Raw genomic sequence first — 12,146 nt, 5'->3', positions numbered from 1 at the left:
TTAAACGCTCAGACCGCCGAACAGCGTCGGCATGTCGAGCGGGCGGAAGCCGTAATGGTTCATCCAGCGGACATCGGCGTTGAAGAAATCGCGCAGGTCCGGCATGCCGTATTTCAGCATGGCGATGCGGTCGAGGCCCATGCCCCAGGCAAAGCCCTGATATTCATCCGGGTCCAGCCCGCCGGCACGCAGCACATTCGGGTGCACCATGCCGCAGCCCAGGATTTCCATCCAGTCCTTGCCTTCGCCGAACTTGACGATGGGGCCGGAACGGTCGCACTGGATATCCACCTCGAAGCTCGGCTCCGTGAAGGGAAAGAACGACGGGCGGAAGCGCATGACGACGCTGTCCACCTCGAAGAAGGTCTTGCAGAACTCTTCCAGTATCCAGCGCAGATTGCCGACATGCGCCTTTTTGTCGATCACCAGACCTTCGACCTGATGGAACATCGGCGAATGGGTGGCGTCGGAATCCTGACGATAGGTCTTGCCGGGAATGACGATGCGGATCGGCGGCTTCTGGCTTTCCATCGTGCGGATCTGCACGGGCGAGGTGTGGGTGCGCAGCACCTTGCGCTCGCCGTTTTCATCCGGCTGGAAGAAGAAGGTATCGTGCATCTCGCGGGCCGGATGGCCTTCGGGGAAATTCAACGCCGTGAAATTGTAATAATCGGTCTCGATGTCAGGACCTTCGGCGATCGAGAAACCCATATCCGCGAAGATCGCCGTGATCTCGTCGACGATCTGGCTGATGGGATGAATGCGGCCACGCTCGGCGGGAGACTGGCGGACCGGCAGGCTGACATCCAGCGTTTCCGCCTTCAGGCGGGCGGCAATCGCCGCATCCTTCAGGCCGCTCTTGCGTTCGCCGATAAGGTCGGTGATTTCGGTCTTCAACTGGTTGATGGCAGCGCCGCGGGTCTGGCGCTCTTCCGGCGTCATCGATCCCAACGTCTTCAGAAGCTCTGAAACCGAGCCCTTCTTGCCAAGCGCGGAGACGCGCACGGCTTCGATGGCCGGCTCATCGGCGGCGGCGGCGATCTCCGACATCAATTGCGATTTCAAGGTATCAAGTTCAGTCATCTTTTCCTGCCTTGCCGGTTGTTCTAACAACGGCTTCGGGGTTCACAGCATTCATCAGATAGTCGGTCGCCATGATAAAGCGTCGCAGATCACTACCCATCCGCACGCGCCCGATCAACCGGGCAAGCGGTAAAAATCGCCCGAGAATGCCGATCAGGCGGCACAATTCGTCCTGTGCCCGGGGCGGGGCGTTTTCACGCCAGCCGGCAAGGGCCGCATCACACGTTTCAGGCGGGTTGCAGGCGCGTGTCGCGACCTGGAAAAACAGCAGCCAGATATCGCGCGCCTGCGCCGTCGCAAGCGGCATGACCTCCTGCGGATGCTCCTCGAAATCCATGAAACCGATGCGTCCATTTTCAAGAAAGAAATCGCGCACATGCGGCCGCCCGTGACATAGGCCGGCCCCATGCAACTCGCCGAGCGCTTCGGCGGATTTCACCAGCAGGGCATCGTGTTCCACGGGGGTGGTGGCCTTCATCGCATCCATGCGCTCCATCACGGTGGGGCCGACGTCTCCGAGCACGACCGCAGTGCGGGAGGTATAGATAATGGGCGGAACGGGAAAACCCCGGCCCCTGAAGGCCTGCAGCGTTTCAAGTTCGCGGCGCATCAGGCCGGCGCCATCGAGCCGCGTCGAAGGCCGCATGAAGGTGTAGGGAAGGAGTTTGGCGAGAACGGTCAGCAACTTCATCCACCAGGACCGCGTTTCCGTGCCCTGACGCTTGATCCAGACTGTCGTTGTGGAAAGCTCGAGTTTCTGTACGCGACGCTCGTTCTTGAGCAGCACCCGCATCAGAGCCGCGATATCGCCATCTTCGAGATGGACTTGGAAACCCTTCGCTTTTTCCGCCTCACTTGCGGCAACCAGCATTTTCTGCCCCCTGAAACCTGCCCGGCCGAGACCTGGCCGGATGCCTTACCCTTTTGGTTTTTGCCCGTCGGAATGTGAAGCGATGCACGCTCTTGCCCGACTGCCATGGATTTCAAAAAGAAAACCCGCGCCGGAGACCGGCGCGGGTTTCAAATGAACAACAGATTGTCCGCGCCGTAATTACTTTACAGCGGTTTCAAACTCGTTGGTCGTACCAGCATCCTTGAGGTACTCAAGAGCCTTCTTCGCGGTTTCGACGAGCACGCCGAATGCTGCCGGCTCATGGATAGCCATGTCGGACAGAACCTTGCGGTCAACTTCGATGCCAGCCTTGTTCAGGCCGTCGATGAAGCGGCCGTAGGTCAGGCCGAATTCGCGAACAGCAGCATTGATACGCTGGATCCACAGAGCGCGGAAGTTGCGCTTGTTAGCCTTGCGGTCGCGGTAAGCGTACTGCTTGGAACGATCCACGGCAGCCTTTGCTGCGCGGATGGTGTTCTTGCGGCGGCCGTAGAAGCCCTTGGCTGCCTTGAGTGTCTTGGTGTGCTTGGCGCGGGAAGTTACGCCACGTTTTACGCGTGCCATGTCATGATCTCCTTAAAGTGTCCAAATACGCGGAAAAGTCTCAGAGACCGTTCGGCAGGTAGTTCTTGACGACTTTTTTGCCGTCAGCTTCGGCGAGAACCATGGTTCCACGCGCGTCGCGAATGAACTTGTTGGTACGCTTGATCATGCCGTGGCGCTTACCGGCGGCGGCTGCAACAACCTTGCCGGTAGCGGTGATCTTGAACCGCTTTTTTGCAGCGGACTTCGTCTTCATCTTGGGCATTTTGCTACTCCATTTTTTGTATCGAAACAGGCAGACGAGGCCTATTTCAAGCTATTCAGGAACGGCCACGGCATGCCCTGCCGGACCGTTCGGACGCGCGCTTATAACCGCAGTCGGCTAAAAGCGCAACGGGGAATGAGAACTTCCCCTTGCGGTAATGCCACATGCCGCCGGAGCGGCCTGCGCAAAAGGGTTATTTCGGCGCAAGAACCATCATCATCTGACGGCCTTCCAGCTTGGGCTCGGCTTCAACCTTGGCAATCACCTGGGTATCTTCCTTCACCTGAAGGAGAAGCTTCATGCCAAGTTCCTGGTGGGCCATTTCACGGCCACGGAACTTCAGCGTCACCTTCACCTTGTCACCTTCTTCAAAGAAACGGTTCATCGCCTTCATCTTCACGTCATAGTCATGCGTGTCGATGTTGGGGCGCATCTTGATTTCCTTGACCTCGACGATCTTCTGTTTCTTGCGCGCTTCAGCGGCCTTTTTCTGGGTCGAGTATTTAAGCTTGCCGAGATCGAGGATCTTGCATACAGGCGGCTCAGCGTTCGGCGAAATCTCAACGAGATCGAGGCCGGACTCCTCCGCCATTTTCAAAGCCTCGTCCGTCGGCATGCTACCGAGGTTCTGGCCCTCTTCATCAATAAGCTGAACTCTTGGAACCCGGATTTCCCGGTTGGAGCGCGGGCCCTCCTTGACGGGGGCATCGGCTTTGAAAGGTCTGCGAATGGTCGTATTCTCCTGATCTGTTTCTGGATCGCGTCGGCAAAAAACAGCTTGTTTGGTACAAGCGGCGGAAATGTCGTTATTGCCGTGGCGAAGTCAATAGCATATCTGCCCGAAAAGATCACCTGTTGCCACGGATTTTGCAAATACGCCGCCTTTGTCGCATGAAAATCAGGAGAATTGCATATACATGACGGAACAAGCCGCTGAATTCCTGCGCATAGGCGCTGACGACGACGCCCGCGACATCGCCTTCCTCCATCGCCGGGCGACACCAGGCGAGAACGCTCCCACGCTCGTCTGGCTCGGCGGTTATCGTTCCGACATGACGGGAACCAAGGCAGTGGAACTCGACCGATTTGCGGCGGAAAACGGCCTTGCCTGTCTGCGGCTCGATTATTCCGGCCACGGCGCTTCCGGCGGCGACTTCAGGAAGGGCACGATTTCGAGATGGCTGGAAGAGGCACTTGCCGTCGTGCGCGCGAAGGCGCATTCGCGCGTTATCCTCATAGGCTCTTCGATGGGCGGCTGGATCGCCCTTCGCATGGTCGAGGAATTGCGCAAGCAGGGCGGCACGCCATCGGTCGCCGGTCTCGTCCTCATCGCGCCTGCGCCCGATTTTACTGCGGAGCTGATAGAGCCCAGCCTGACGGAGGCTGAAAGGAGGTCGCTTGAGGAGAACGGGTATTTCGAGGAACATTCCGAATACAGCCCCGAGCCAAACATCTTCACCCGCGCGCTGATGGAAGACGGAAAACAAAACCGCGTCCTCACCGGCATCATCACCACAGGCTGCCCTGTTCACATCCTGCAGGGAATGCGCGATCCCGATGTTCCCTATCAGCACGCGCTGAAGCTCCTCGAACACCTTCCCGCCGATGACGTCGTCCTGACGTTGATCCGCGATGGCGACCACCGGCTTTCCCGGCCGCAGGATATCGACAGGATGCTGGCCGCCGTCAGAGCCCTTGCAACATAGGCATTTGCGCAACGCTCTTAACCATATTCAACGAGTCTTGCGGGCCATCGAATGCAAATGATTGACTCATGACCCCCAACCCTCTTAACTTTTCGTTAAGAATTAAGGGACGGGTTTCATGATGAACGCACCGCTGGCGCGTGCGCTGCTGTTTGCAGTTGCCGCCGGGCTAATGACTGCTGCTTCCGCGATGGCGGAAACCAAGGGAAGCCCTGCCATGGTCACGGGCGGGATTACGTCCCAGCCGATCGGCCATTATGAGTTCTGTCAGAAATATGCGAGCGAGTGCAACATTCGCAGCAAGCTGACGCCGCCGCCGCGCGTTACCGAATATGGCTGGGATGTTGTCCGCGAGATCAACGCCTCCGTCAACACCACGGTCGTCGCCATGACCGATATGGAAATCTATGGCAAGGAAGAGGTCTGGGAATATCCCACGACCGCCGGCGACTGCGAGGACTTCGTGCTGCTGAAGCGTAAAAAGCTGATCGAGCGCGGGTTTTCCGTGGCTGACCTGCTGATTACCGTCGTGCGTAAACCGGACGGCGAAGGCCATGCCGTACTGACGCTCCGCACCACCGACGGCGATTACATTCTCGACAATCTTACCGACGACGTGAAGCTCTGGACCGACACCAACTACACCTATCTGAAGCGGCAGGCGTCCTTCAATTCGGGCCGCTGGGTCTCCATCGAGGATGGCCGCGACGTTCTGGTCGGCGCATTGCGCTGATCGAGTGAGATCATAGGATCGACAAAGCCCGCAGCAGACGCTGCGGGCTTTTTCATTATGCGTTGCCGATGATGATACCGGCCGCGAGCACCAGCGACCCGCCAAGCACCACCTGAAACACCGCCCGCAGGAACGGCGTTTCCATGAAACGGTTCTGGATAAATGCTATGGCCCAGAGTTCCACGAAGACGACGATGGCGGCGATGGCGGTGGCCGTCCAGAAATGCGGAATGAGATAGGGCAGCGCGTGGCCGAGGCCGCCGATGGCCGTCATGATGCCTGAAGCAAAACCACGTTTTACCGGAGAGCCACGGCCGGAAAGCTTGCCATCGTCATGGGCGGCTTCGGTAAAGCCCATGGAAATACCTGCGCCGACCGAGGCCGACAGGCCAATCAGGAAGGTTTGCCAGGTATCCTGCGTGGCGAAGGCGGCCGCGAAGATTGGCGCCAGCGTGGAGACGGAGCCATCCATCAATCCCGCAAGGCCAGGCTGCACATAGGTCAGAAGAAACTGGCGCTTTGCGGTTTCCTCTTCTTCGGTCTTGCCGTTTTCGTCGAGATGTTTCTCTTCCAGCATATGTGCAATGTCTTCGTGACCACGCTCCGCCTCGGCCAGATCGCCCAGCAGCTTGCGCGTCGAGGCATCGCTCGTACGCTTGACGGCCTCATCGTAGAAACGGATCGCCTGGGCTTCCATCAACTCGGCCTGAGCACGAATTTTCTCGAGCGACAGGTTCTTCACGAGCCAATCCGGTGTGCGTTCGTAAAAACCACGCACATGCTCGCGGCGGATCAGGGGGATCGTTTCCCCGAAGCGGCGGCGATGCATGTCGATCAGCACGTTTCGATGCTGCTGCTCGACCTCGGCCATATCATCAAAGACTTTCGCCGATTGCGGATATTGCACGCGCAGATGATCGGCATAGGAGCGGTAGATACGGGAATCGTCTTCTTCGGACGAGATGGCGAGTGCGAGGATTTCCTGTTCACCAAGCGAGGAGAACGGGCGTTTGGACGGGGAGAAAAGATTGCGGAACATGGCTGAGACCTTTTTAGAATAATTCTAAATACATCCGGATCGCATCCCGATCAAGCTTTTTAGAATTATTCTAATACGCCAAATGGTCGCATTGCGGAGCACGTCCTGGCCGCGTAGGTTTGCAGCAAAGGAAACACGATGCAGGACCAGATCACGGCAAAGGCCGCCCACAACGCGGAAATTCAGGACAGGGCTGAAAAAGCCATGGCAGCTATCGGCGTCGACGCCGGTTTCATCGACCTGCTGGTCGAGACATTTTACGGTCGCATTCTGGAACATCCCACGCTCGGCCCCGTCTTTGATGCGCGGCTTGCTGGACGCTGGCCAGAACATATGGCCAGAATGAAACAGTTCTGGATGGCCATCGCTTTCAAAAACGGCGGTTACGGCGGCAAGCCCGTACAGGCGCATCTCGGCGTAAAAGGCATGTCGGCGGAACTGTTTCCGCAATGGCTGGCGCTTTTTTCCGCCACGCTTGACGATATCGCGCCAAGCAGGCAAGCCCATGACTGGTTCATGGAAACTGCGGAGCGCATCGCAAAAAGCCTGACGCTTTCGTTGTTTTACAATCCTGCAATGGATGACCCGGCATTAAAACGCCCACATCCATAGCCACCGCCGGCGATAGTCGCGGAAGGACATGATCGCGCCCGGAATAGCAGGCGAGCGGCATTGCCTGGAACCCGACAGGGTCGACATTCCCTCTTGATGGCGACAAGGATAAATGTTTAGTAGCCGGCGGGAGGCGTACCGTGCGGTTCGCCTGCAATATGCAGACATATTAGGGCTTATCAACATGGATCGCAGATCATTTATTCGCAAGGCTGGCGCAGTTGGCGCCGGTGTTACCGCAACTGTGCTGGCCGCTCCGGCCATTGCGCAGGAAAATCCAAAAATCACCTGGCGCATGACGTCGTCCTTCACCAAGGGCCTCGATATTCTTTTTGGCGCAGGCCAGATCGTCGCCGATCACGTCAAGGAAGCCTCCGGCGGCAACTTCGTCATCCAGCATTTCGCCGGTGGCGAAATCGTGCCAGCGCTTCAGGCAGCGGATGCGGTGACGGCCGGGACCGTCGAAATGGCGCATACCTGCTCCTATTATTACGTCGGCAAGGATCCGACCTTCGCGCTCGGGACATCGGTTCCCTTCGGTCTCAATGCGCGCCAGACCAATGCTTGGTTCAACCAGGCTGGCGGCAACGAGCTGCTCAACGAATTTCTCGCCCAGCACAATATCTACTCGATCCTGCTCGGCAATACAGGTGCCCAGATGGGCGGCTGGTTCCGCAAGGAAATCAACACCATCGATGACCTGAAGGGCCTGAAGATGCGCATTGCCGGCCTGACCGGCCAGGTGATGCAGAAGGTCGGCGTGACACCGCAGCAGATCGCCGGCGGCGATGTTTATGCCGCTCTGGAAAAAGGCACGATCGACGCCACCGAATTCGTCGGCCCCTATGACGACCAGAAGCTCGGTTTCTACAAGGTCGCGAAATATTACTATTACCCGGCATGGTGGGAAGGCGGCCCGGCCGTGCATGCTTTCGTGAACCTGCAGAAATTCAACGAGCTGCCGGATAACTACAAGCGCATCCTGAAAGACGCCTGCGCCGCCGGCAGCGCCAGCATGCTGGAGCGTTACGACGCGCGCAATCCGAAAGCGCTGAAGGAACTCGTGGCACAGGGCGCAATCCTGCGGCCGTTCAGCCAGGAAATCCTCGACGTCTGCCACAAGGCGGCGCTGGAGACCTATGCCGAGATTTCGGCCAAGAACGAAAGCTTCAAGAAAATCTACGAGAGCCAGCAGGCGTTCAAGAAGGATGCCTATCTCTGGGCCCAGATCGCCGAATATACCTATGACACCTACATGATGATCCAGCAGCGCAACGGCACGCTCTGATCGCCATTCCGGTCATTGTGCGACCCATCGTCAAACGGTCATCCGGCATTTGCCGGGTGGCCGTTTTTGTTGGGCGAGACCAGCTTCCACACTTGCCGTTCCCGCCATTCCACCGGGCTCATGCCGGTGACGCGGCGAAATTCCCGGTTGAAGTTGGATTTCGTCTGGAAACCTGATGACAGCATGATCGTAGTCACCGACTGCTCCGTCTCCTCCAGCAGGCGGCAGGCCTCGCGGATGCGGAGCTGATTGACATATTGCGAGACATTGACGCCGAGGGAGCGATTGATGGCGCCGGAAATCTGCCGGCTCGGCAGGCCGAGGCGTCTTGCAAGCCGTGACAGGTTGAGGTTCTCGTCGCAGTAGAGCGTCTGCGCCTCCATCAAGAGACCGAGCCTTTCGACGACATCCCGGTCCTGCTCCGAAGGCTCCGCCGGCGCTGGCAGTTCCGTGGCCGGTTCTGCCGCCATTTGTGGCGCTTTGCTTTTGCCGGCCAGAGCGGCCATGAGGCCGATCAGCAGAAGCCCGAGAAGATTGGCATTGCTGACAAGTGCGGCGACATTTTCCCCGTGCGCCCACTCGAAATCGAAAAACACCAGAAGATCGAACAGCGCGGAAACACAAAGAGCGACCGCGGCAATAATGAGCGCCTTGTGCGCCGATGCGACGCTGGCAAATTGCGCCTCGTCCAGCCCATCCGGGCCTTTTCCTGCCAGAAAAAGCAGGGCAACAGCGTGCCCGACAAAAATGACAATCAGCGCAAAGTCGATCGCGACAGGGAAAACGAACTCCAGAAAGACGACAAACAGCGGTGACAGGAGAAGGCCGGCAAGCATCGCTCTCCTGCTTTCCGCCGCAACCCCCATCAATCCACGAAAGGCGATGTAGACAAGAGGCGGCAGGCAGGCGGCCAGGACCGGCAAAACATAACGCGCTTCGCTCACGCCATAACCCCAGCGCAGGCCGACAAGAACGGACTGCACGGCGCAAAGCGCGATAAGCGCCAGAAAAGCCCGGTTGGCCCGCACATCGTCTCCGCCTCTAAAAAAGACGATGAACATGACGACCAGCAGAAGTGCGACGACGAAAGGCAGGGGAATGAAAAGCACGGCCGAAAGATCCCGGAGCGACGACAATTGCACGTTCATGGACCAGATCGTGTTTCGGTACGACCTTTAACGCGATCAAGGACGCATTTATTCACCCCAAAGAGAAAACGGGAACATCACTTTGTCAAACGGAGAGACTCTCATGACACTGAAAAGCACCCTTGCCGCACTTCTGATCTGTGCGGCGTTTTCCTCGCAGGCATTTGCTGCGGAGGATGTCGGGTCTACCACGATCCCGGTTTCTTCCAAGGCACGGAACACAAACCTTGATGTCACGATCTGGTACCCGGCCAAGGGTGGAGACGGCACACCGGCGCTTTCCGCCGAGAACCGCATCTTTCAGGGAACGGCGGTTCGGAAGGACGCGACCATCAAGGACGGCCATTTCCCCCTCGTGTTGATTTCGCACGGGTCCGGCTCTCGCGTTGAGGGTATGGCCTGGATAGCAGCGAAACTCGCCAGCGAAGGTTTCATCGTTGCGGGAACCAATCATCCCGGCACGACCAGCGGCGATTCCACCCCTGCCGATACACCAAAAATCTGGGAGCGGACGAACGACCTTTCCACGATCGTCACGGCCTTGACCACGCAAGACAACTGGTCCGGTGCGATCGATGCGCGGCGCATTGGCGTCCTCGGCTTCTCTCTCGGCGGCAGCGCGGCAATGGAGATATCAGGTGCACGCGCCGATCTCGACGCCTATGTGCGTTATTGTGAAAAGGATGCGGCAATGATGGATTGCCAGTGGTTTGCAGGTGGGCGCGGTTATGTGAACGACGCGTCGGTCAGCGTGCCAAAGCTCGATCTCAGAACCATCGACAAGGCCCGCTTCGAGCAACAGAACCGCGATCCGCGCATCCGTTCCGCCATATTGGTCGATCCGGGTCTGGCGCTGGCCTTCCAGCCGGACAGCCTGAGACAGATCGATATTCCGCTGACCTTCATCAATCTTGGCAGCAAGGGCAAAATACCGCCGGCCGTACTTGCGGACAAGCTTGCGGCGCAGGTGCCCGCCGCCACCTATCAGCAGGTTGATGAGGCCGATCACTTCAGCTTCCTGCCCCTTTGCAAGCCGGATGCCGATGCATTTCTCAAATCCGTCGGCGAGCGCGATCCGATCTGCGAACCGGCCGGTCCGCGCGACCGCAAGGATATTCATGCCCAATTGCAGACGATGATCGTCACCGCCTTCAACCGCACACTTAAACCGGGCCAATAAGACAGCGGCCTGAAAGGCCTAACCAAGCCGCTTGTAGAACAGGGTCGTGCCGCAAAAGCGCCCGTCGGGAAACAGCGCGTAATCGGGGACGACACCGACCCGTTCCCAGCCGAGACGGGGATAAATCGCCTCGGCATCGCTGCCCGTGGCCGTATCCAGCACCAGAAGGGTACGGCCACGTTTTGCCGCCTCCTCCTCGACTTTTTGCATGAGCTTGCGGGCAAGCCCCAGCCCACGCGCCGAGGGGTGGACGAGAAGCTTCATCAGGTCGCCGCGATGTGGCTGGTTGGGCTTGGAAGCAAGGCCGACCTGTACGGTGCCCACCACCTTGCCGTCCACTTCCGCCACCACATGAATGGTACCGCCCTCGCCCACCGTTTCCGCGACGGTCCGCCAGAAGGGTTCTGCATCTTGCGGGGAAAAGGGTAACATGAAACCGACGGATGCGCCGCCGTTCACGCAGGCGGCAAGAACGTCGCAAAGTTCCGGCAGGGCATCGATCGTCTCTTGCCCGTTCAACACACGGATGGTGGTCATAATAACTCCTGTCGGGAAAAATCAGCGCTGTCTTTGATCCAGCACGACGGCATAACGGGCGGGTTTTTCGGTGGGATTGTGGAAAACATGCCCTTCACCAACCGGCATAAAAAGGCAATCGCCGGGTTCCAGCCGGTGGACGTCTCCGCCGCTCGTCATTTCCAGCACACCCTCGAAAAGCCAGACATATTGCGTCATTCCACGGCTTGCCGCATGCGGCGGAAAACCGACGCGCGCGCCTGCCGGAAACTCGATCTCAACGATATCGACATCGGAACCGATGCGTGGCGGGGATATGGACCGGCGCACATAACCGGTCTCCGGGTCTTTCCAGAGCTGCTGGTCGCGCTTTCTGACCAGCGGTGAAACGGCCTCTTCGTTTTCGGCGAAAAAGCCGGAGAGCGACAGGCCAAGCGCTGCGCAGATGCGGGCAAGCAGCGATGCCGTGGGGCTCGCCTCGCCGCGTTCGATGCGGGAAATCATGGCGCGGCTGACACCGGATTCGGATGCGAGCCGGTCCAGCGTCAGGCCGTTTTCAGCGCGCAACGTCTTGATCCGGTCGCCGATCGAACGTTCGAGAATGTCGTCTTGGTTTTCCATCATGGGAGAATTGCATTCTCAGATGATAGAGTCAATATCCACTATAATGGAAATATGCTGATCTTTTGACGCCGATTCCGTACGGCAAAAGATTTCTCAGGCGCCGACCTGGGCAATCCAGTCGTTCAGATTATAGTAGTTCGTTACTCGGCTAACTTTCCCGTCCTTCAGGTCGAAGAATGCACCGGCCGGCAGCACGTATGTCTGGCCATCGGCTTCCGGCAGACCCTCATCGGTTGCGAGATATTCACCGTTCACGATGAATTCCGCCGAGGCGCGCTTGCCGTCCTCGCTCGCCATGATGACCATGTCGGTGAGATTTTCCCTGTAGCAGCGGTTCATGTGATCCATGAAGGAGGCGAAAGCTGCCTTGCCGGTCTGGCGCTCGCCCTGATTGATGTCATGCACCACTTCGTCGTGAAGAAGCGCCAGAAAGGCATCCATGTCCTGACGGTTGAAGGCATCGTAATAGGCGCGGATGGTCTCGGCAGCGGTCATCGTCTTCTCCGTTCAATGCTTG

General features: G+C 58.3%; 14 protein-coding genes and 1 pseudogene. 5 read left to right on the top strand and 10 right to left on the bottom strand.

Features of this window, described 5'->3' with window-relative positions:
* The 5 genes from pheS to infC form a co-directional block, all read right to left on the bottom strand.
* Complete coding sequence (gene pheS / locus RS75_RS05615; protein ID WP_045018209.1) at positions 1-1,083, bottom strand: phenylalanine--tRNA ligase subunit alpha; 1,083 nt, start codon at positions 1,081-1,083, stop codon at positions 1-3.
* Complete coding sequence (locus RS75_RS05610) at positions 1,076-1,954, bottom strand: phosphotransferase (RefSeq protein WP_045018207.1); 879 nt, start codon at positions 1,952-1,954, stop codon at positions 1,076-1,078. Before RS75_RS05610 ends, pheS begins: the two co-directional genes overlap by 8 nt.
* A 180-nt stretch (positions 1,955-2,134) precedes the next feature.
* The gene (gene rplT / locus RS75_RS05605) at positions 2,135-2,539 is read right to left on the bottom strand and encodes a 50S ribosomal protein L20 (protein WP_045018205.1); all 405 of its coding nucleotides are present in this window, start codon (positions 2,537-2,539) and stop codon (positions 2,135-2,137) included.
* 40 nt (positions 2,540-2,579) lie between these two features.
* Positions 2,580-2,783: a 50S ribosomal protein L35 gene (gene rpmI, locus RS75_RS05600; protein ID WP_003493355.1), complete on the bottom strand. Its 204-nt coding sequence runs from the start codon at positions 2,781-2,783 to the stop codon at positions 2,580-2,582.
* A gap of 193 nt (positions 2,784-2,976) precedes the next feature.
* On the bottom strand, positions 2,977-3,513 hold the full coding sequence (infC, locus tag RS75_RS05595; protein WP_084686487.1) for a translation initiation factor IF-3: 537 nt from the start codon (positions 3,511-3,513) through the stop codon (positions 2,977-2,979).
* A 187-nt stretch (positions 3,514-3,700) separates the two neighbouring features.
* Here infC and RS75_RS05590 point away from each other — a divergent pair, with 187 nt between their 5' ends.
* The gene (locus RS75_RS05590) at positions 3,701-4,489 is read left to right on the top strand and encodes an alpha/beta hydrolase (RefSeq protein WP_045018201.1); all 789 of its coding nucleotides are present in this window, start codon (positions 3,701-3,703) and stop codon (positions 4,487-4,489) included.
* Between the two features lie 118 nt (positions 4,490-4,607).
* Positions 4,608-5,222 (top strand): transglutaminase-like cysteine peptidase, encoded by a 615-nt coding sequence (locus RS75_RS05585; protein WP_045018199.1) that lies wholly within the window; start codon positions 4,608-4,610, stop codon positions 5,220-5,222.
* 55 nt (positions 5,223-5,277) lie between these two features.
* Here the strand turns inward: RS75_RS05585 and mbfA are convergent, their stop codons facing one another.
* Positions 5,278-6,261, bottom strand: coding sequence for an iron exporter MbfA (gene mbfA, locus RS75_RS05580; protein ID WP_045018197.1), 984 nt, complete (start codon positions 6,259-6,261; stop codon positions 5,278-5,280).
* A gap of 138 nt (positions 6,262-6,399) precedes the next feature.
* Between mbfA and RS75_RS05575 the strand changes: the two genes are divergently transcribed.
* Both RS75_RS05575 and RS75_RS05570 read left to right on the top strand, forming a co-directional pair.
* Entirely contained in the window at positions 6,400-6,873 is a 474-nt protein-coding gene (locus RS75_RS05575) for a group III truncated hemoglobin (RefSeq protein ID WP_045018195.1), read from the top strand.
* 184 nt (positions 6,874-7,057) lie between these two features.
* A complete protein-coding gene (locus RS75_RS05570) occupies positions 7,058-8,161 on the top strand; it encodes a TRAP transporter substrate-binding protein (RefSeq protein ID WP_045018193.1) in 1,104 nt (367 codons plus the stop codon).
* 31 nt (positions 8,162-8,192) lie between these two features.
* Here RS75_RS05570 and RS75_RS05565 read toward each other — a convergent pair.
* Positions 8,193-9,270, bottom strand: a pseudogene (locus tag RS75_RS05565) (helix-turn-helix domain-containing protein); the annotation flags it as partial.
* A gap of 142 nt (positions 9,271-9,412) precedes the next feature.
* Here RS75_RS05565 and RS75_RS05560 point away from each other — a divergent pair.
* Positions 9,413-10,489: an alpha/beta hydrolase family protein gene (locus RS75_RS05560; RefSeq protein ID WP_045018191.1), complete on the top strand. Its 1,077-nt coding sequence runs from the start codon at positions 9,413-9,415 to the stop codon at positions 10,487-10,489.
* 18 nt (positions 10,490-10,507) lie between these two features.
* On the opposite strand, the gene RS75_RS05555 is transcribed toward RS75_RS05560, so the two are convergent.
* The 3 genes from RS75_RS05555 to RS75_RS05545 all read right to left on the bottom strand — a co-directional run bounded on the left by RS75_RS05555 (position 10,508) and on the right by RS75_RS05545 (position 12,124).
* A complete protein-coding gene (locus RS75_RS05555) occupies positions 10,508-11,026 on the bottom strand; it encodes a GNAT family N-acetyltransferase (protein ID WP_045018189.1) in 519 nt (172 codons plus the stop codon).
* A gap of 21 nt (positions 11,027-11,047) precedes the next feature.
* On the bottom strand, positions 11,048-11,629 hold the full coding sequence (locus RS75_RS05550) for a helix-turn-helix domain-containing protein (protein WP_045018187.1): 582 nt from the start codon (positions 11,627-11,629) through the stop codon (positions 11,048-11,050).
* Positions 11,630-11,722: 93 nt separating this feature from the next.
* Positions 11,723-12,124: a ketosteroid isomerase-related protein gene (locus RS75_RS05545; protein WP_045018185.1), complete on the bottom strand. Its 402-nt coding sequence runs from the start codon at positions 12,122-12,124 to the stop codon at positions 11,723-11,725.
* Between the last annotated feature and the right edge of the window lie 22 nt (positions 12,125-12,146).

The organism is Rhizobium nepotum 39/7 (assembly GCF_000949865.1).
GTDB lineage: Bacteria > Pseudomonadota > Alphaproteobacteria > Rhizobiales > Rhizobiaceae > Agrobacterium > Agrobacterium nepotum.
The sequence above is the reverse complement of the archived record's forward strand: the minus strand, read 5'-3'. Positions and strand labels throughout refer to the sequence as shown.

Excerpts from the sequence above, each read along its gene's own strand:
- pheS (WP_045018209.1), bottom strand. The coding sequence starts at position 1,083 with ATGACTGAACTTGATACCTTGAAATCGCAATTGATGTCGGAGATCGCC.
- RS75_RS05610 (WP_045018207.1), bottom strand. The coding sequence starts at position 1,954 with ATGCTGGTTGCCGCAAGTGAGGCGGAAAAAGCGAAGGGTTTCCAAGTC.
- rplT (WP_045018205.1), bottom strand. The coding sequence starts at position 2,539 with ATGGCACGCGTAAAACGTGGCGTAACTTCCCGCGCCAAGCACACCAAG.
- rpmI (WP_003493355.1), bottom strand. The coding sequence starts at position 2,783 with ATGCCCAAGATGAAGACGAAGTCCGCTGCAAAAAAGCGGTTCAAGATC.
- RS75_RS05590 (WP_045018201.1), top strand. The coding sequence starts at position 3,701 with ATGACGGAACAAGCCGCTGAATTCCTGCGCATAGGCGCTGACGACGAC.
- RS75_RS05585 (WP_045018199.1), top strand. The coding sequence starts at position 4,608 with ATGATGAACGCACCGCTGGCGCGTGCGCTGCTGTTTGCAGTTGCCGCC.
- mbfA (WP_045018197.1), bottom strand. The coding sequence starts at position 6,261 with ATGTTCCGCAATCTTTTCTCCCCGTCCAAACGCCCGTTCTCCTCGCTT.
- RS75_RS05575 (WP_045018195.1), top strand. The coding sequence starts at position 6,400 with ATGCAGGACCAGATCACGGCAAAGGCCGCCCACAACGCGGAAATTCAG.
- RS75_RS05570 (WP_045018193.1), top strand. The coding sequence starts at position 7,058 with ATGGATCGCAGATCATTTATTCGCAAGGCTGGCGCAGTTGGCGCCGGT.
- RS75_RS05560 (WP_045018191.1), top strand. The coding sequence starts at position 9,413 with ATGACACTGAAAAGCACCCTTGCCGCACTTCTGATCTGTGCGGCGTTT.
- RS75_RS05555 (WP_045018189.1), bottom strand. The coding sequence starts at position 11,026 with ATGACCACCATCCGTGTGTTGAACGGGCAAGAGACGATCGATGCCCTG.
- RS75_RS05550 (WP_045018187.1), bottom strand. The coding sequence starts at position 11,629 with ATGATGGAAAACCAAGACGACATTCTCGAACGTTCGATCGGCGACCGG.
- RS75_RS05545 (WP_045018185.1), bottom strand. The coding sequence starts at position 12,124 with ATGACCGCTGCCGAGACCATCCGCGCCTATTACGATGCCTTCAACCGT.